General features: G+C 64.8%; 16 protein-coding genes, 1 tRNA gene and 1 pseudogene. 10 read left to right on the top strand and 8 right to left on the bottom strand.

Annotated features, from left to right (window positions below; genetic code table 11):
- The first annotated feature begins 235 nt into the window (after positions 1-235).
- Positions 236-309: transfer RNA gene (locus BB934_RS23405), tRNA-Gln, on the top strand.
- A 200-nt stretch (positions 310-509) separates the two neighbouring features.
- On the opposite strand, the gene BB934_RS23400 is transcribed toward BB934_RS23405, so the two are convergent.
- Positions 510-806, bottom strand: a complete 297-nt coding sequence (locus BB934_RS23400) for a hypothetical protein (RefSeq protein ID WP_099511838.1) — start codon at positions 804-806, stop codon at positions 510-512.
- Between the two features lie 130 nt (positions 807-936).
- Positions 937-1,926 carry a Bug family tripartite tricarboxylate transporter substrate binding protein gene (locus BB934_RS23395; RefSeq protein ID WP_099511837.1) on the bottom strand — a complete coding sequence of 330 codons (990 nt, stop codon included), beginning with the start codon at positions 1,924-1,926 and terminating at the stop codon, positions 937-939.
- A 310-nt stretch (positions 1,927-2,236) separates the two neighbouring features.
- On the opposite strand from BB934_RS23395, the gene BB934_RS23390 reads away from it, so the two are divergent.
- Genes BB934_RS23390 through BB934_RS23355 form a run of 8 tightly spaced genes read left to right on the top strand, consistent with a single transcriptional unit; the run spans position 2,237 to position 8,820 of the window.
- Positions 2,237-2,689: a hypothetical protein gene (locus tag BB934_RS23390; protein ID WP_099511836.1), complete on the top strand. Its 453-nt coding sequence runs from the start codon at positions 2,237-2,239 to the stop codon at positions 2,687-2,689.
- The gene (locus BB934_RS23385; RefSeq protein WP_099511835.1) at positions 2,689-3,708 is read left to right on the top strand and encodes an AAA family ATPase; all 1,020 of its coding nucleotides are present in this window, start codon (positions 2,689-2,691) and stop codon (positions 3,706-3,708) included. The genes BB934_RS23390 and BB934_RS23385 overlap by 1 nt, the downstream gene beginning before the upstream one ends.
- 19 nt (positions 3,709-3,727) lie before the next feature.
- The gene (locus BB934_RS23380; protein WP_237050065.1) at positions 3,728-4,711 is read left to right on the top strand and encodes a DUF58 domain-containing protein; all 984 of its coding nucleotides are present in this window, start codon (positions 3,728-3,730) and stop codon (positions 4,709-4,711) included.
- On the top strand, positions 4,708-5,172 hold the full coding sequence (locus tag BB934_RS23375; protein WP_099511834.1) for a DUF4381 domain-containing protein: 465 nt from the start codon (positions 4,708-4,710) through the stop codon (positions 5,170-5,172). The genes BB934_RS23380 and BB934_RS23375 overlap by 4 nt, the downstream gene beginning before the upstream one ends.
- A gap of 1 nt (position 5,173) precedes the next feature.
- Positions 5,174-6,181: a VWA domain-containing protein gene (locus BB934_RS23370; protein ID WP_099511833.1), complete on the top strand. Its 1,008-nt coding sequence runs from the start codon at positions 5,174-5,176 to the stop codon at positions 6,179-6,181.
- On the top strand, positions 6,178-7,116 hold the full coding sequence (locus BB934_RS23365) for a VWA domain-containing protein (RefSeq protein ID WP_099511832.1): 939 nt from the start codon (positions 6,178-6,180) through the stop codon (positions 7,114-7,116). The genes BB934_RS23370 and BB934_RS23365 overlap by 4 nt, the downstream gene beginning before the upstream one ends.
- Before the next feature lie 5 nt (positions 7,117-7,121).
- Positions 7,122-7,790 carry a tetratricopeptide repeat protein gene (locus tag BB934_RS23360; RefSeq protein WP_099511831.1) on the top strand — a complete coding sequence of 223 codons (669 nt, stop codon included), beginning with the start codon at positions 7,122-7,124 and terminating at the stop codon, positions 7,788-7,790.
- A gap of 52 nt (positions 7,791-7,842) precedes the next feature.
- Complete coding sequence (locus tag BB934_RS23355) at positions 7,843-8,820, top strand: formylglycine-generating enzyme family protein (protein WP_099511830.1); 978 nt, start codon at positions 7,843-7,845, stop codon at positions 8,818-8,820.
- 364 nt (positions 8,821-9,184) lie between these two features.
- Here the strand turns inward: BB934_RS23355 and BB934_RS23350 are convergent, their stop codons facing one another.
- The 5 genes and pseudogenes from BB934_RS23350 to BB934_RS23325 all read right to left on the bottom strand — a co-directional run bounded on the left by BB934_RS23350 (position 9,185) and on the right by BB934_RS23325 (position 15,032).
- On the bottom strand, positions 9,185-10,810 hold the full coding sequence (locus BB934_RS23350; RefSeq protein WP_099511829.1) for an arylsulfatase: 1,626 nt from the start codon (positions 10,808-10,810) through the stop codon (positions 9,185-9,187).
- A 75-nt stretch (positions 10,811-10,885) separates the two neighbouring features.
- Positions 10,886-11,895: pseudogene (locus BB934_RS23345) on the bottom strand (HAD family hydrolase).
- A gap of 37 nt (positions 11,896-11,932) precedes the next feature.
- Positions 11,933-13,213, bottom strand: a complete 1,281-nt coding sequence (locus BB934_RS23340; protein WP_157934287.1) for a BatD family protein — start codon at positions 13,211-13,213, stop codon at positions 11,933-11,935.
- A 285-nt stretch (positions 13,214-13,498) separates the two neighbouring features.
- Positions 13,499-14,131: a response regulator gene (locus BB934_RS23335; protein ID WP_099511827.1), complete on the bottom strand. Its 633-nt coding sequence runs from the start codon at positions 14,129-14,131 to the stop codon at positions 13,499-13,501.
- Positions 14,132-14,786: 655 nt separating this feature from the next.
- On the bottom strand, positions 14,787-15,032 hold the full coding sequence (locus BB934_RS23325) for a DUF6894 family protein (protein WP_099511825.1): 246 nt from the start codon (positions 15,030-15,032) through the stop codon (positions 14,787-14,789).
- A gap of 295 nt (positions 15,033-15,327) precedes the next feature.
- Here BB934_RS23325 and BB934_RS23320 point away from each other — a divergent pair, with 295 nt between their 5' ends.
- On the top strand, positions 15,328-15,585 hold the full coding sequence (locus tag BB934_RS23320; protein WP_099511824.1) for a hypothetical protein: 258 nt from the start codon (positions 15,328-15,330) through the stop codon (positions 15,583-15,585).
- Positions 15,586-15,922: 337 nt separating this feature from the next.
- On the opposite strand, the gene cobD is transcribed toward BB934_RS23320, so the two are convergent.
- Positions 15,923-16,936, bottom strand: a complete 1,014-nt coding sequence (gene cobD, locus BB934_RS23315) for a threonine-phosphate decarboxylase CobD (RefSeq protein WP_099511823.1) — start codon at positions 16,934-16,936, stop codon at positions 15,923-15,925.
- Between the last annotated feature and the right edge of the window lie 21 nt (positions 16,937-16,957).

The following is a 16,957-nucleotide window of genomic DNA, read 5'->3' as shown; positions in this document are numbered from 1 at the left end:
ACGTGCGCGATGTGCCTGCGCGCACGTGATGAGCCTAAAATGTGTCTGCACGGTAAAGCTCAAGGCCTCTGCTTCGCCTCATCGTGACACCAAGCCGGCACATCACCTCATCTGAATTTCAAGGCTTGACGAGACCTCAAAAGCCTCCTATCTCAGCGCCAACCGCGACGCCGGCTCGAAATCTCCGCCCCGGATTGAGACGATCTCCGAAAGGCGAAGGATTTCATGGGCTTAGTGGGGGATAGTTTAATGGTAGAACAGCGGACTCTGACTCCGCTAGTCTTGGTTCGAATCCAGGTCCCCCAGCCACTTCAAATCAAACGCTTCGCTGTATTGGTCGTAGCGCGCCTCGCAGGTTCAACATCCCAATTCGCCGAATTTAGACATATGACAGTACAGCCCTCCCACGACCGTGAGGACGGTAACCCGGTTTTACGACCAATCCTTCTAGCAATTGGTCTTGGTTTCCGGCGACGAAACCGCTGCGATCTAAAGGGCAGCGATAACCCCTAGCGTCTCCTGGCAGCAGCTGCCTGAGTCTCTTTCAGGGTCGTCTCGACCTTGTCGAGCTTGGTCTCGATTTTGTCGAGTTTCGTCAGGATCTGGTAGAGAAGGTCCGGGACGACGCGGGCGTAATCGACATTCTCGCGGGATGCCTTTGCGGCCGCCTGCGTCGCCTCGATGAGCTCTCGCATTTCCGACCGGCTTGCGGCCACAGCGCCGTTTGCCGGCGCCGGGTTGCTTTGGGCCGTAGCCTGGCCGGTCAATCCGATTGTCAGAACTGCAACGATAGCCGCATTGCGCATGTTTGGGGCTCCCAAGAGAACATGCCTAGACATCTCAGGACGCTGACCGCAAAGCAAAGCTTTTTTGCACCTCCCAACGAGGAGCCTTTGCAGGGAGGTGCTCTTTTGCGCAGAAGCGGCAGGTGTTCGATCAGTCGATCTGAACGCCCGCCTCCTTCACGACCGGCGTCCACTTGGCGATCTCGGTCTTGACGTGCTCGCCGAGGGCCTCCGGGGTCGAGCCGACCACCGTGGCGCTGAAGGTCTTCAGCCGCTCCTGCACGGCCGGGTCCTTCACGGCCTTGAGGGCCTCGGCATTCAGCCGGTCGATGACCTCCTTCGGGGTCTTGGGCGGAGCGAACAGGGCGTTCCAGGTATAGGTCTCATAGCCTGCAAGCCCGCCCTCGGCGATCGTCGGCATGTCGGGGAAGGACGGCGCCCGCTCCTTGGTCGTCACCGCGATCCCGCGCAGCGTGCCCGCCCGGATGAACTCGGAGGCCGAGGGCAGATTGTCGAACATGATCGGCACCTGGCCGGCCACCACGTCGTTGAGTGCGGGACCGGAGCCGCGATAGGCGATGTGCTGCATCGAGACCTTGGCCATGCTCTTGAAGAGCTCGCCGGAGAGGTGCAGCGGCGTGCCGACGCCGGACGACGCATAGTTGTACTTGGCCGGGTCGGCCTTCAGCAGCGCGATCAGCTCCGGCACGGTCTTTGCCGGCAGACTGGGATTGACCACCAGCACATTGGGCACGATCACCAGCAGCGACACGGGAGCGAAATCCGTCACCGCGTCGTAGGGCTTGCGCTTGAGCATCAGCGGATTGAGCGCATGCGTTGCGACCGTGCCCATCAGGATCGTGTAGCCGTCGGGCTCGGCCTTGGCGACGCGGGCCGCGCCGGTACTCCCGCCCGCTCCGGCGACGTTCTCGATGATGACCGACTGCCCCAGGCTCTCGGACATCTTCTGGGCGATGATGCGGGCGACCACATCGGTGGAACCGCCGGCTGCGAAGGGCACGACCATGGTGATCGGACGGGTGGGATAGGATTGGGCCGAAGCTGGTGCAAGGCTAAGGACAGTCCCGGCCAGGAGGGCTCCACCGGCAAGGAGGGCTCGGCGTCGGGTTGCTTTGATCACGATCTTCTCTCCATGTTGAGCGATAGGCAGAAAAGGATGCCGCGCTCGGCTCTCACATAGCCGCCGGGAGAGCCATGTCCATGACACAAAAACCTGTGCGGTGTTGAACTCTGCTTGATCGGTAGGCCGGTCGCGAGCGCGCAGTCGCCGATTGTCCCTCCCGCTCCCGGCTCAGTGGTTTACCCCCGCCCGTCTCAGGTGTTTCCCCGATTTTTGATTTCGCGCGGCCCGTCTAAGCTCCCGGTTTCGGAAAACGGGTTCTTACGCCTTCTCCGAAGGCTTATCGGCTCGAACCTGAGGGAGCTCTGTCATGAAAATCGCCACCTTGGGCGCGGCCGTTCTTCTTGCCGTTCTATCGCTGCAGTCGCCTCCTGCGAAGGCGGCCCCCTTCCCTGGCATCGGCGCGCCTGCGGACACGAACCTGGCCCCCATCGAGATGGTCCAGCATCGCCGGGGCGGCGCCGCGCGCGGGGGCTTCGTCGCCCACGGGCCGCGCGGCGGGGTCGTTGCAGGACGCGGCGCCGCCGTCGCTCGGCCGGGCTATCGTCCTGTGCCCGTCGCCCGCCCGGTCGCCCGCTCATGGGTTCGCCCGCCGGGCTATTGGTGGCGTCCCGGCGCGGCGGTCGCCGCAGGAGCGGCCGTCGGCTTCGTGACTGCGGCAGCGGCCACCGCCTACGTCACCACGCCCGCCCCCGCGCCCGGCTATTGCTGGTATTATACGAACACGCAGCGGACGCAGGGCTTCTGGGACGCGTGCCCCTGATGAGCGCCGATCGCGCCGAGCCTGAAGGCGGCGACCGGCCCGGCCGGCCCGCGCGCGAGGCGATTCTCGACCTTCAGTCGCGGGTGAACCAGGCGATCATCGGGCAGGAACGGGTGGTGGCACGCTTGATCGCCGCCCTCCTCGCCAACGGCAACGTGCTGATCGAGGGCCTCCCCGGCCTCGCCAAGACCCGGGCAATCAAGAGCCTCGCGCAGAATCTCGAAGCCGATTTCAGCCGCATCCAGTTCACGCCCGATCTCCTGCCTTCGGACGTGACCGGCGGCGAGATCTATCGCAGCGACGGACAGGGCGGCGGCACGTTCGAGTTCCGGCAGGGTCCTGTCTTCGGCAATCTCGTGCTCGCCGACGAGATCAACCGCGCGCCGGCGAAAGTCCAGTCCGCCCTGCTCGAGGCCATGGAGGAGCGGCAGGTGACGGTGGCCGGCAAGCGCTACAAGCTGCCGGACCTGTTCATGGTGCTGGCCACCGAAAATCCCATCGAGCAGGAGGGCACCTATCCCCTGCCGGAAGCGCAGATGGACCGCTTCCTGATGCATGTGCACATCGATTATCCGAGCGATGTGGACGAGGTGAAGGTGCTGCGCCTCGTGCGCGAGGAGAATGCAGGCGGGAGCGCCTCCGCTCCCCCGCCGAAGATCCCGCAGCAGGCCATCTTCGATGCGCGCAAGGAGATCGACCGCATTACCTCCGCCGAGGCCATCGAGACCTACATGGTCGGCCTGATCGCGGCGACGCGTCGTCCATCGGAATACGGCGACAAGCTCAAGCAGTGGATCGCCATCGGCGCCAGCCCGCGCGGTTCGCTCGCCCTCGACCGGACGTCACGGGTTCAGGCCTGGCTTCAGGGACGCGACTATGTCGTGCCGGAGGATGTGCAGGCCATCGCCCATGACTGCCTGCGCCATCGCATTTCGTTGAGCTACGAGGCGACCGCCGACGGCATCAGGGTCGACGACGTGATCGACGAGATCATCCGTCAGGTCGCCGTCGCGGCCTGACGAGACAGGGAGGTGACGGTTGGCTTCAGTCGAAACCTCGCGCTCCCCCACCGGCGGTCAGGGCCGGATCATGGTGACGACGGATGAGCTCGCCCGCATGCGCCACAAAGCAAGGGGCTTCAGCTTCCTGCCGCGCCAGCCCGTGCACAGCATCCTCACCGGGCGTCACGCGTCGCGCCTTCGCGGCCGCGGCCTGAATTTCGAGGAGCTGCGCCCCTACTATCCCGGCGACGATACCCGCACCATCGACTGGAATGCGACGGCGCGCCTGCGCGACCCATTCGTCCGCGTCTATACGGAGGAGCGCGACCGGGCCGTGATGCTGCTCGTGGACCAGCGCCTGTCGATGTTCTTCGGCAGCCGCCGTGCCACGAAATCGGTCGTGGCCGCCGAGATCGCGGCAGCCTCCGCCTGGCGGGTGACATCGCTCGGAGACCGGATCGGCGCCGTCGTGTTCTCGGACGACGAAGTGGAAACGATCAAGCCGCAGGCCCGGGATGCCGGGGCGCTCGCCGTCATCGACGCGGTCGTGCGCGCAAACCGGAAGCTGCCGGGCAGTATCCTCGCAGCGTCGCGGCCCGAGGCTTTCAACACGGCTCTTCAGCATGCCGCCACTTTCCTGAAGCACGATGGGCTTCTTTGCCTGATCACCGATGCTGCCGGGGCGGACGAGGCGACCGTGGAGCGCGTGACCGCACTCACTGCCCATAACGACGTGCTGAGCATCTTCGTCTACGATCCGCTCGAGGCAGGCCTTCCGCAGATCGGCCCGGCGGTCGTGGCCGAGGCAGAAGGGCAGATCGAGATCGACACGGGTGCCTCGGGACTCAGGCGCGGGTTCGCGCAAGCCTTCCAGGAGCGGCGCAGCCGGATCGAAGGGTTTTCACGCAAGCGCTCGATTCCGGTGCTGCCGATCAGGGCGGATCTCGACCCAATCGAACAGCTGCGCGAGTTGCTCGGACGCAAGGTCGCGCATTCCGTTCGTGGAGGGGCTTCACCATGACCGGCGATCCTGCCGACCTCGCCAATCTGCGTGACATCGTCATGCCCGTCACGATCCCGTGGTGGCCGCTGGCGCCCGGCATCTGGATCCTTTTAGCCGGCCTGCTTGCCGCCGCCATCGTGGCATCCCTCCGCGCCTTCCGGCACTACCAGGCCAATGCCTATCGGCGAGAGGCCATCCGGGAACTCGACGGACTGACAGACATGACGGGCGTCATGCCGCTGCTCAAACGAGCGGCGATGGCCGCCTATGGGCGCGAGAATGTCGCTTCCCTGAGCGGCGATGCATTCCTGGGCTTTCTTGACCGAACGGGCCGCACGAGCGTCTTCACCTCCGGCCCCGCCCGGCTTCTTCCGGGCCTTGCATATTCGACAGGCGCGGGCCCGACATCCGGGGATTTGGACAGGGCCGTCGCCGATGCCAGGCGATGGCTCCGCAAGCATCGCGCGCGGGACGGATAGCATGCTCACCTTCGCCTATCCCTGGCTCGCGCTGCTGCTGCCCCTGCCCTGGTTCGTGTACCGGTTCGTGCCTCCCCATGTGCAAGCGCGCGCCGGATTGCGCGTGCCCTTCTTCAAGACGCTCGTGTCCCTCACCGGACAGGTGCCGGGAAGCGGCACGATCACGGCCCGCAGGGGTGCGGGCCGCATGGCGGTTCTCATCGCCTGCTGGGTGCTGTCGCTCGCGGCGCTGATGCGTCCGCAATGGATCGAGCCCCCGCTCCACCGTGACCTGCCGACCCGTGACATGCTGCTCCTGGTGGATCTCTCCGCCTCCATGGACACCAAGGATTTCGTGAACGCGCAGGGCCAGACGGTCGACCGGCTTGCGGCGCTGAAAGCGGTGCTCGACGCTTTCGTTGCGCGCCGCCAGGGAGACCGGATCGGTGTGGTGGTCTTCGGCGATTCACCTTTCACGCTGGTGCCGTTCACGACCGACCTGACGCTGGCGCGCCGGCTTGTGCAGGATACGGCGGTCGGCATGGCGGGTCCGCGCACCGCCTTCGGCGACGCCATCGGGCTCGGCATCTCTCTGTTCGACGCATCGACCGTGAAAACGAAGACGATGATTGCGCTCACCGACGGCAACGATACGGCGAGCAAGGTGCCGCCGGGCGAGGCCGCGGGCATTGCCAAGGATCGCGGCATCGTCATCCACACCATCGCCATCGGCGACCCGACCGCCGCCGGCGAGGAGAAGCTCGACGAGGCTGCCCTCAAGGACGTGGCGGAGCGAACCGGCGGCGGCTTCTACCGCGCGCTCGACCGGGAGCAGCTCGAAGGCATCTACCGGCGCCTCGACGAGATCGAGACGCGGCGCATCGAGACAATCTCCTATCGCCCGAAAAGAGACCTCTACTGGGTGCCGCTCGCGGCGGGAATTCTCCTCGGCATGGGAGCGGCCTGCGTCATCCTGCTCCGAGGCCGCAGCTCGGCGGCGGCGTCCAGGCGGCAGGAGGCGCTCTCATGAGCGCGGCCCTGGTCTCCTTCCATTGTCTGCGGCCCTGGTGGCTGCTGCTGCTCCTGCCCGCAGCGCTCCTGTGGTGGCATCTTCGGCGCCGGTCCGATACGAGCGCCCGATGGGCGAGCGTGATCGATCCCGCGATTCTGCGCGCGCTGACCATCGGCGGCGACAGCCAATCCCGCCTCATGCCGCATGACGTGCTTCTGCTGGCCTGGTGTCTCGGCATTGTCGCGCTCGCCGGGCCGACCTGGAAGCGGGAACCCTCGCCCTTCGCCGATGCCCGCCCGCCGGTGATGGTGGTCGTCAAGGTGGCACCGTCCATGAAGGCGGAGGATCTGGCACCGAGCCGCCTCGTGCGCTCCGTGCAGAAGCTCTCGGATCTCTTGGCAATACGGGAAGGTGCTTCGACGGGGCTTGTCGCCTATGCCGGATCGGTTCACCTTGTCCTGCCGCCGACACCGGACAAGGATGTGGTGGTTGCCATGGCCCAAGCCCTGTCACCCGAGATCATGCCCATGCCGGGCGACAGCCTCGCGCAGGCCGCCAGCCTCGCCGCGGGCGTGCTGCGCGATGCCGGCAAGGGCGGGTCGATCCTGGTGATGGCGGATGGCGTCGCACCGGAACAGGTGGCGCTTTTGCGGAACGCAGCGAACGACGCCGTGCGGTTCGATACCACCCTCTGGGCCGCCGTTCCACCCTCCCGTCTTGACACGGAGGAGAGCCTGCAATCCGCGGCCTCCGCGATGGACGCCACGCTGGAGGCTATAGCACCCGACCGCTCCGATGTGGACAATGTCGCCGCACGGCTCGACCGGGCCACGGTTGTGAGCGACGTCGCCGGCGAAGGCGAGCGCTGGCAGGAGGCAGGCTATTGGCTGACGCCGCTGATCGCCCTCTTCGCCCTTGCCTGGTTCCGGCGCGGCTGGGTCTTGGGGAGTTGAGGCGGATGCACGCGATCAACCGATCGATCTCGCTTCTGACGCGCCACGCCTATGCGGCGATCGCTTGCGCCGTGGCGGTGGCGTTCATCGTGCTCGGCTTTATGACCGGCTGGCGTAACATGCTGCTGACACCCGACCAGCGCGGCGCCTGGGCCATGCGCCACGAGCGCTACAAGGAGGCCGCGGATTCCTTCGCGGATCCCTTGTGGCGCGGCGTCGCCCTGTTCCGCGCAGGGGAATTCAAGGATGCGGCGCAGGTGCTCGCAGCCCTCGACACGGCTGAGGCCGCCTACGATCAGGGCAACGCCCTCGTGATGCTCGGCCAGTACGACAACGCAGTCGGCCGCTACGACCGGGCGCTCGAACTCCGTCCGGGATGGGCGGAGGCCGAATCCAACCGTGTTCTGGCGAAGCTGCGCGCCGAGCGCATGAAAACGACCGGCGGCGACACGGGCAACACGGACTCGAAACCGGACGAGGTCGTCTTCGATCCGAACAAGCCGAAGGGCGAAGGCAAGGACGATCAGACGGCAGGCGGCGAGCCCATGTCCGACGAGGCGGTCCGGGCGCTGTGGCTGCGCGGGGTCCAGACGAAACCTGCCGACTTCCTGCGCTCGAAATTCGCCTACCAGCTTCAGAACCAATCCACCCCGCCTGACGGAGCCAAGCCATGATGCGCATTTGCACTGACTTGTCTCAATCATTTCCCAATCCGGTGCCGCATCCATGAAGCACTCCGTCGTTCCCCAAAAACCTTCGACTGCCGGCAGCGGCATGATCTGGATCCCTGGCGGCACCTTCCCCATGGGATCGAACGACCATTATCCCGAGGAGGCTCCCGTCCATCGCGTCACCGTCGACGGGTTCTGGATGGACGCCGCCCCGGTCACGAACCGCCAGTTCAAGGCTTTCGTTCTGGCGACGGGCCACGTCACCACCGCCGAGACGATCCCCGATGCGAAGGATTATCCCGGCGCCAAGCGCGAGATGCTGCGCGCCGGCTCCCTGCTGTTCACGCCGCCGCAGCATCCCGTCGATCTGCGCGACTGGAGCCAATGGTGGATCTTCGCCTTCGGCGTCACCTGGAAGCGGCCCCTCGGGCCGAACAGCAATCTTAAAGGGCTGGAGGACCATCCGGTCGTCCATGTCAGCTACACGGACGCCCTCGCCTATGCACGCTGGGCCGGCAAGGACTTAGCCACCGAGGCCGAATGGGAATTCGCCGCCCGCGGCGGCCTCGAGGGAACCGAATATGCCTGGGGCGACGAACTGGCGCCCGGCGGACGGCAGATGGCCAACACCTGGCAGGGGGAATTTCCGTTCCAGAACACCATGATCGATGGCTACGAGCGCACCTCGCCCGTCGGCACGTTCCCGCCGAACGGCTATGGCCTGTCGGACATGATCGGCAATGTCTGGGAATGGACGAACGACTGGTATGCCCCGAAGCATCCCGAGGATGCGCCGAAGGCCTGCTGCATCCCCGAGAACCCGCGCGGGGGACGTGAGGACAACAGCTACGATCCGCGCCAGCCGGAGGTCAGGATTCCACGGAAGGTCGTGAAGGGAGGCTCGCATCTCTGCGCGCCGAATTACTGCCGCCGCTATCGCCCCGCCGCCCGCCACCCGCATCCCGTCGACACGTCGACGAGCCATATCGGCTTTCGCTGCGTGCGGCGGGATCGAGGCGAGAGCGGAGACTGATGCGAGATCAGAGCACGAGCGGCAGATAGAGCGCGCCGAGCGCAACGGCGATCGCGAATACCGCCGTGGCGTTTGCCCAAAATGAGCTCCGGTTTTCGGAACGGTCCGTATCCTGTCTCATAACCTTGATCCATCACGTCCTCTTGGCCTGGTGTGACCCGGCCACCTGCCCATGTGCTGGCAGCTGCAGTTTTCAGCAGGCGCGAACCTTCCGAATCAGGAACCGCACCTGCCCCTTGATGATCGAGCATGCAGCAGGGAGCGGATGGCATCTGTGCCATGTCGCACATGGCAACGCTTTTCTAGGTCTGGAACGGCAGGATCCGGCGGCTGCGAACGCCGCCGGATCCTATAACGCGCGGCTTCAGTTCTTCGGCGCCAACTTCACCATCACGTCGTCGAGGTTGAAGCTGGCCGGCTTCTGCCGGATCGGGAACTCCTTGAAGCTCTCGAGCCACTGCGCCACCACGGCCTGTGACGGAACGACCACAAAGGAGCGGTCGAAGAACCACCTCTCGTACTCGATCGATTCGTCGCCGCGCTCGAACGGATCCGCCCGAAGATTGAAGAGCAATGGTGCGCGTAGATTGGTGAACTCGCGCCTCCACACGCCGATGCCGGTATGCTCCTGCGCCTTGAAGACCACCTTCCAGTCCATCACACGGATCGCGACGAGTTCGCCGTCGTCGTTCCAGTACAGGAAGTCCCGGCGTGGCCCCTCCTTCGCGCTCCCGCTGAGGAACGGCATCAGGTTATAGCCGTCGAGATGGACCTTGAAGGTCTTGCCGTTGGCCTGGTGGCCTCTGAGGCACTTGGCCACCACGTCCGGATCGCCACCCGCGGCGCAGAAGGTCGGGATCAGGTCATAGTGGGAGAAGACCTCGTTGTGGATCGTGCCGGGCCGGATCACGCCCGGCCAGCGGATGAGCATGGGGACGCGGAAGCCGCCTTCCCAGTTCGTTGCCTTCTCGCCGCGGAAAGGCGTGTTGCCGCCGTCGGGCCAGGTCATCACCTCGGCGCCGTTGTCGGTGGTGTAGACGACGATGGTGTTCTGCGTGACGCCGAGATCGTCGAGCTTCTTCAGAAGCTGTCCCACATGGCCGTCATGCTCGACCATGCCATCGGGATAGATGCCCTTGCCGGTCTTGCCGTCGACTTCCGGCTTCAGATGCGTGTTGACATGCATGCGGGTCGAGTTGAAGTAGCAGAACCAGGGCTTGCTGGCCCGGTGCTGGCGATCGATGAAATCGAGTGCTGCGGCGCATGTCTCATCGTCGATGGTCTCCATCCGCTTCTTGGTGAGCGGCCCGGTATCCTCGATTCTCCCATCCGCGCTCGAACGGATCACGCCGCGCGGCCCGAAGCGCCGGCGGAAATTCGGATCCTTCGGATAGTCCGGGTTTTCCGGCTCCTCTTCGGCATTGAGGTGATAGAGATTGCCGAAGAACTCGTCGAAGCCGTGGTTCGTCGGCAGGAATTCGTCCTTGTCGCCGAGATGGTTCTTGCCGAACTGACCGCTGACATAGCCGAGCGGCTTGAGCAATTCGGCGACTGTCGGATCCTGAGGCTGGAGGCCGAGATCGGCGCCGGGCAGTCCGACCTTCGTCAATCCGGTGCGGATCGGCGATTGCCCCGTGATAAAGGCGGCGCGGCCCGCCGTGCAGCTCTGCTCACCGTACCAATCGGTGAACAGAGCGCCCTCGTTGCCGACGCGGTCGATGTTCGGTGTGCGGTATCCCATGATGCCGCGATGGTAGATGCTCGGATTGAACCAGCCGATGTCGTCGCCCATGATCATCAGGATGTTGGGCTTCTGGCCGGAAGCGGGCGATGGAGCCGGAGTCGGCTGAGCCTGCTGGGCTTGGGCCGTCGCGCCTCCGCTTGCAATCGACGCCAGCGCGGCAGTTCCCGACAGCAGGATGTCGCGCCGGTTGATGCTCGGATTTTCGCCCGGGTTCCGGCGCTCGTCTCGTGGATCCTTGTCGCTCATCTCCAACTCCTCTGAATGAAAGGCAAAGCAGTCCGAAAGTCGTTGCGGTGCGGCCGTTGCGGGCCTTGGTCAGGGTTACGGTTTGTAGATCGTCTTCCAGTCGTTCTTCATGTCGACGACGAGCCATCCGCGTTTGGGCGCCTCGTCGAGGGCCTTGTCGAGTTTTCCGATATGCGACTGGCGATCGTAGGCATATTCGCGCTCCGCATCGGTGTGATGCACGATGAGGGCGAAGCGCGGGCCTGTGTTCAACGTCGCCCATTGCAGCATCTGCAGGTCGCCGTCCGAATTGCCGGCCGCGAAGACCGGCCGGCGCCCGATGAAGCGGTTGATGCCGACCGGCTTGCCCGGACCGTCGTCGACGAACTCGACACTCGGAAGCTTGTCGATCACCGGGGTGTCGCCTTCGAGGCGGTAAGCGGTCCTGCCGCTCGAGCCGACGACCTGCTCGGGCGGGATGCCATAGGCCTTCTCCGTCCACGGCCGCATGAATTCGACGCCGCCGCCGGAGACGATGAAGGTCTTGAACCCGTTGGCCCGCAGATAGGCCAGCAGCTCGACCATCGGCTGGTAGACGAGATCCGTATAGGGCCGGTTGAAGCGCGGATGCCGTGCGGTTTCGAGCCAGTCGCTCACGAGCTTCTCGAACGCCGCCGTGGTCATGCCGCTATGGGTGGCAATCATGAGATCGACGAGGCCCTGCTCGCCCAGAGCGGCGAGCGCAGCACGGTCCCCCCATTCAGGATCGCCTTGAACGGCTGCCTGTTCGCCAATTCAGGGTTGGACTGGGCGAGTACCTTGGTGCGGTCGAGCACGAAAGCCGCCTGCACATATATCGGCTGCTCGGTCCAGAGCGTGCCATCGTTGTCGAAGGTGGCGATGCGCTGCTCGACAGGCACAAAATCCGGACCGCCCTGGCGCGTCACCCGTTCGACGAAAGCGGTGATAGACGATTTGGCGCTGCCGTCGTTCCAGGACGGGAGAGGATCGGTCTGCGCCTGCGGCACGCTTGCCGTGAACGCCAAGGCAAGGAAGGCTGCGGCAGCGATGAAGGAGCGCCGGGTTCGATGGGCGATGGCGTGCATGGCGTGATCCTTCAGAGGAACGGTTCGATGGCGCATCTCACGACCTCGCAACCGGATTGAGCGGGGGCAGTGCCGATCCATGCGGATTGCGCGGCGTGCGCGTCGGAACGGACGACACCGCCTGAGCGAGCGCTCGACCGAGCTGCGACGTCCATGGTTCTCCGCTATGGCCGAAGAGCGAGCGCTCCAATTGCACCGTCAGGACGCGCAGCGGCTCGTGACGCGTGATCTGCTCAGCCTCGGATGGCGACGTCCTCGACCGCCACACGCCCAGGGCGTGATAGGTCGCTGCGGCATCCCCGGTTCGTGCGATGCGGCACAAATCGCGCCGTGCCGCTTGCTCGGAGGCGGCCCGCCGGCGCTGCCATGCGAGCCATGTTTCGTGCGCCCACGGCCAGCCATATCGAACGATCACGGCGAGACACACGAGGAAGGTTGCCAGGATCGCGGCGGCCACCAGCCAGGCGCGGGCGCTCCGTCGGCTCTGGACCCGAGACCCGGTCGAGGCCGGCGCGGCAGAAACCGTCACCGTCGCTCCGTTAAGCGCCACGGATCGCACCGATTTCGCGCCGAGGTCCCACCAGGGCTGCGACAGCGCGGGAAGGTCGAATGCGCCGGAGCGTTCGAACACATAGGTGACCTTGTCGGTGCGATGGCCCGCGACGGCGCCCCGATCGATCCGATCCGCGCTCACGGGCGGGTCGACATAGGCGCGCACGCCGTCGGGCGTCGCAAAGGTGAGTTCGGGCATGCCGAGCGCCGGCACATCCGCCGCTTCGCGCGTGATCGTCCGGACGATGGCGCCCCCCGGAGCAAGTCCCGTCGCGGGATCGGGCGCCCAGGTTTGCACCGCAGTGACGCGGGTCGAGGCGATCACGGGTTCGGACGCGTCGACGCCTTGCGGCACTGCCACATCCAACCTCATCGGATTGCCCCTGGTCGATCCGGAAACGTCCCCGGCCACGTCGAGCAGGGTGACTTCCGCGGCAGGGAGCGTCAGCGCGCCGCCACGGCGGGGAAAGATGTCGAAGGTGAAGCGCTGGCCGACATAATTCCGTCCGCCCGAATTCTCGCCGATCGTCACGCCCTGGCTTTCGAACCGCATCACCTGTGCGCCCTGCACATCCGGGATACGAACCCGCGGCGGTCTCGGCATCGTGCCGGGGAAGAGCACGTCGACATAGAGTTCGACCGCCTGTCCGACGACGGCTCCCTGCGCCGGGTCGAGCGCAGTCTTCACGACGACATCGACCGTCTGGGCGCGAGCAGGCAGGGCAAGGGCGATAAGACCGACCGCGAGAGCGTTCCGGACAACCATCGCGGAATCTCTCAACAATCCCGCCCTGAGACGCTCCAACGCCACCGCGGGAGATTCGCGGGCTGCGCGGGTCGCATGTAGGCGGTCGGCATCGTCATGCGCATGTCTCCCGGACTTGAGCGGCGTTTTCCGTCCTGCTGCGGGCGGGGCGGGTCGGCTCATTCGCTCGAAAGCATCTTTCCTCCGAGGGATGAGAAGCAATCCCGCCCCGGCCGGAAAAACCCTCGCCTTCGCTGAAAAAACCCCGACACCGCCTCCCGCAAAACCCAGAACCGACGCTTCGCGTCACGGTTCGACGAGCTTGTTGCGGATGGCGTAGCGGACCAGCGTGGCGGTGGAGTTGGCATTGACCTTGCGCATCGCCGAGGAGCGGTGGCTCTCCACCGTCTTCAGGTTCAGCTCCAGAATCTGCGCCGTCTCCTTGTTCGAATGCCCCTCCGCAATCAGCTGCACCACCCGCCGCTCGCGTGCGGTCAGCACCCCGTTGCCGGCATGGCCCTGCGCCAGATAGGCGGCCAGCAGCGTCTCCGACACACGGCCGGTGAAAAACGGCTTGTGGCGCGCCAACGACTCCACCGCCGCGATCAGGAACCGGCGCGCATCCGACTTGAGCAGGTAGCCGCGCGCCCCCGCCTCGAGCAGCTCGCGCACCAAAGGCTCGCTCTCGTGCATGGTGAAGATCAGCACCTCGGTCTGCGGCTGGAAGGCCCGGATCTCGCGCGTCGCGTCGACCCCGTTCATCGACGGCAGCTGGTAGTCGAGGATCGCCACATCCGGCTTGGTCTCGGCCGCCAGCTGCACCGCCTGACGGCCGTCCTCGGCCTCCGCCACCACCTCCCAGCCCGGCTGGCCGCCCAGGATCGTGCTCAACCCAGAGCGCACCACGTCATGGTCGTCGGCAATCAGGATACGCGTCATGGGCCCGCATGCCTCCGCGAACTTTCTCTATACCGTGAAAGCTCGACTGCAGCACTTGGGGAAAACCCTGAAATGTCCTCGGGGAAATCCGCGCCGGGGTCGTTGCGACGATGGATGGCAACTTCGCGCAGCTCGCCCGACATCCGGCCCTCCTCAAGCTTCCGCCGGGCCAAGTCATTCACGAAGCCGGCGAGACGCTCCGATACCCTTATTTTCCTCACGACGGTCGTAAGCGACGGAAGATCCGCCGAGATGGTCGCCTTCGGATGCGACACACTTTCGGCCTCGTCAGCGCTCTCGTGTCCTCCAAATCCATCGGACGCTATATCGTGCAGATTTCGGGCAATGCATCCCGGATCGAACCCAACCGGATGCACGAAGCCGGCCACGGCCTGCGAATGTTATGAAATCATCCGCCGAAAGTTCGATGAGCTCAAGCCCGCCTCAAGCCATGGAGACATTGATTCCGGCCGGAACCGCCACAGGTAGAGGAGCCTACGCCAACCCCTTCGAGCGGGTCATGTTTTGATCAAGCGGCTTTTCGATCGCGTCGTCTGGACCGACAGCATCGTCGACAGAGGCCTCATCGCCACCGCGATGACGGCAGCTTTGGCGGCCGTTCTCCTGTGCAGGCAGCTTCCCTGAATGACGGCCGTCAATCGCGGACGGTCGTCCTGATATCGGAGCAGGGAATGACCAGGACTGGGCGGAGATCCTCGCCGACGATCTCGATCATGATGTCGCTGCTATAATCCGGCGGCATCGCGGCCCAGCCTTTCAGGAGCTTCTCCGCCACCTTCAAGGCTTCGATCCGCGCGGCGGCGATATCGGGCAGCTCGATGCCGCTTGGATCCTCGTTGATGCCGAAATGGCTTCTGACATCGATGTAGTAGCGCGGCACGATCGTTCGCCTCGGGAACTCTGGATCCGACGGCGGAACTTTCCGCCATCCTTATCCATTCATGGTAGCCCACATCGGAAATCGGGAACATTCACTCTGAATCCCCTCTGCCCTATTCGAAAGGAGGGCTCTTGCGCATCGTGCGGACCCAAAGGGCCGCGGCGAACGATGCGCCATAAGAAGGAGAGGCTTCATGACGCGGACCCGATCGATGCAATTCAGCATTCGTCTCTCCGCCTTCGAGAGATCATGTGATAGAAATTAACACCAATACCCAACCGCACCCGGAGTTTCGATGCTCTTGCCATGGATGAAACTGGCGACCGACACCACGATGCTTGCCTTCGAAGCTCAATCGGTGATCTGGACCCGCCTCTCCCGCGCCGCCATAGGTCAGGGCTCGCATGCCGAAAACCTTCTGATGGTCACCGAAAAGATGTCTGCCTTCGCAGAGGCGGCGGCCACCATCGCGACAGGTGGGTCTCCTCATAAAGTGGTGAAAGGATACCGGCGAAAGGTGCGCGCCAACGTCAAGCGCCTGCATCACAAATAGGACTATATGCGGCAAAACGTCTTTTTGCGCCAAGTATTCTAGTAGAAGCTAGGCCGTATTGTCGTGAGCGGAATACTTGCAGGGCAACGCAATTCGAAACCGATTCCGGTTTTCACGTGCCTTCAGGACGACGGTTTCTCAAGCTTAGCCATTGTCCCTACGTATTTTCCGCTATTCCATCTCGCGATAAATCTGCCTATAGACTGAATTTATTGATGCGCAGTAATTCAAGACAACGTTCACCAAAGATATAGTTCATAACACTGCCGTGCTTGGGGGCTGAGCACGGTTGTAAGCCGCGGGGCCGGTCGGAAGACCACTCGCGGCTTTTCTTTTTCTATGCTTTCTGCGTGACGGCGAACGTGCCGAGGGCATCGACAATGCGCTTCCACGCTGCTTCGGTCCCGGGCATCCCGAACCGCAGAAGCTCAGAATCGTGCTGGAAGCGACGCACCCAGATGCCGCGATGCCCCAGATGGACGAACAGGTCCGGTGCCCGGCGGCTCTCCAAGAGGCGATAGAGGCTCGTGCCGCGAAGGGGCCGATCAGCAACCGGCTCCAGCAATGCGTCGAGCCGGACCGCATCGCCTGCACGGGCCGTTCCAGCCGCCTGCCGCCACTCGCGATCCCGCAGGGCCTGTCGCCCGATGGCGAGCGCGGGTCCCGAGACCGCCCAGGGACCCAGCATCGTCCGCAGCCGCATCGCCATGCTCTCGGAGGCGATCGCAAAGCCGAGCCGGATCCCGGCAAGCCCATAGGTTTTGCCGAACGAGCGCAGGACGATGGCATTGTCCGGCAGAACCGGCACGAGGGTCTCGCCCGCATCGAAATCGGCAAAGGCCTCGTCGACCACGAGCCAGCCGCCGCGCCGCCGAAGCCGGCCCGCCTCCTCGAGCAGAACCGCGCGCTCGAGCGTTCTGCCGTCCGGATTGTTCGGGTTGACGAGGACGAGAATGTCCGCCCCGCCGATCTCATCGAGCGAGGATACTTCGGCCACTTCATGCCCTGCCCCGCGCCAGGCATGGGCGTGTTCCGCATAGGTCGGGCCGAGAACGGCGATGCGCGAGCGCGGCCACAGGGTCGGCAGAAGGCTGATCAAAATCTGCGTTCCCGGCGCAGCCACCACGTTCGCGACACTCTGCGCCGCGTAGGCCTCGGCGGCGGCCTCCTCCAGATCCCTGTGATCGGTGGGCGACGGCAGCCGCTCGAACGAGAAGGCTGGCAATGCGGGCGTCGGATAGGCTATGGGATTGATCCCCGTCGACAGGTCGATCCAGGGCTCGGGCGCCTGCGGAAAGAGCTGCCGGGCCTCGTCCAGGTCGCCCCCGTGCCAGATCCGCGCCTCACTCATCCGATTTCCCCATCGATCGTC

Source organism: Microvirga ossetica, assembly GCF_002741015.1.
In the GTDB taxonomy this organism is placed as follows: domain Bacteria; phylum Pseudomonadota; class Alphaproteobacteria; order Rhizobiales; family Beijerinckiaceae; genus Microvirga; species Microvirga ossetica.
This window is presented reverse-complemented; position numbering and strand designations above follow the sequence as displayed.

What these genes read in the sequence shown, in the direction of transcription:
- BB934_RS23390 (WP_099511836.1), top strand. Translation starts at nt 2,237, where the DNA reads ATGAAAATCGCCACCTTGGGCGCGGCCGTTCTTCTTGCCGTTCTATCG.
- BB934_RS23360 (WP_099511831.1), top strand. Translation starts at nt 7,122, where the DNA reads ATGCACGCGATCAACCGATCGATCTCGCTTCTGACGCGCCACGCCTAT.
- BB934_RS23385 (WP_099511835.1), top strand. Translation starts at nt 2,689, where the DNA reads ATGAGCGCCGATCGCGCCGAGCCTGAAGGCGGCGACCGGCCCGGCCGG.
- BB934_RS23350 (WP_099511829.1), bottom strand. Translation starts at nt 10,810, where the DNA reads ATGAGCGACAAGGATCCACGAGACGAGCGCCGGAACCCGGGCGAAAAT.
- BB934_RS23370 (WP_099511833.1), top strand. Translation starts at nt 5,174, where the DNA reads ATGCTCACCTTCGCCTATCCCTGGCTCGCGCTGCTGCTGCCCCTGCCC.
- BB934_RS23375 (WP_099511834.1), top strand. Translation starts at nt 4,708, where the DNA reads ATGACCGGCGATCCTGCCGACCTCGCCAATCTGCGTGACATCGTCATG.
- BB934_RS23400 (WP_099511838.1), bottom strand. Translation starts at nt 806, where the DNA reads ATGCGCAATGCGGCTATCGTTGCAGTTCTGACAATCGGATTGACCGGC.
- BB934_RS23365 (WP_099511832.1), top strand. Translation starts at nt 6,178, where the DNA reads ATGAGCGCGGCCCTGGTCTCCTTCCATTGTCTGCGGCCCTGGTGGCTG.
- cobD (WP_099511823.1), bottom strand. Translation starts at nt 16,936, where the DNA reads ATGAGTGAGGCGCGGATCTGGCACGGGGGCGACCTGGACGAGGCCCGG.
- BB934_RS23340 (WP_157934287.1), bottom strand. Translation starts at nt 13,213, where the DNA reads ATGGTTGTCCGGAACGCTCTCGCGGTCGGTCTTATCGCCCTTGCCCTG.
- BB934_RS23320 (WP_099511824.1), top strand. Translation starts at nt 15,328, where the DNA reads ATGCTCTTGCCATGGATGAAACTGGCGACCGACACCACGATGCTTGCC.
- BB934_RS23335 (WP_099511827.1), bottom strand. Translation starts at nt 14,131, where the DNA reads ATGACGCGTATCCTGATTGCCGACGACCATGACGTGGTGCGCTCTGGG.
- BB934_RS23355 (WP_099511830.1), top strand. Translation starts at nt 7,843, where the DNA reads ATGAAGCACTCCGTCGTTCCCCAAAAACCTTCGACTGCCGGCAGCGGC.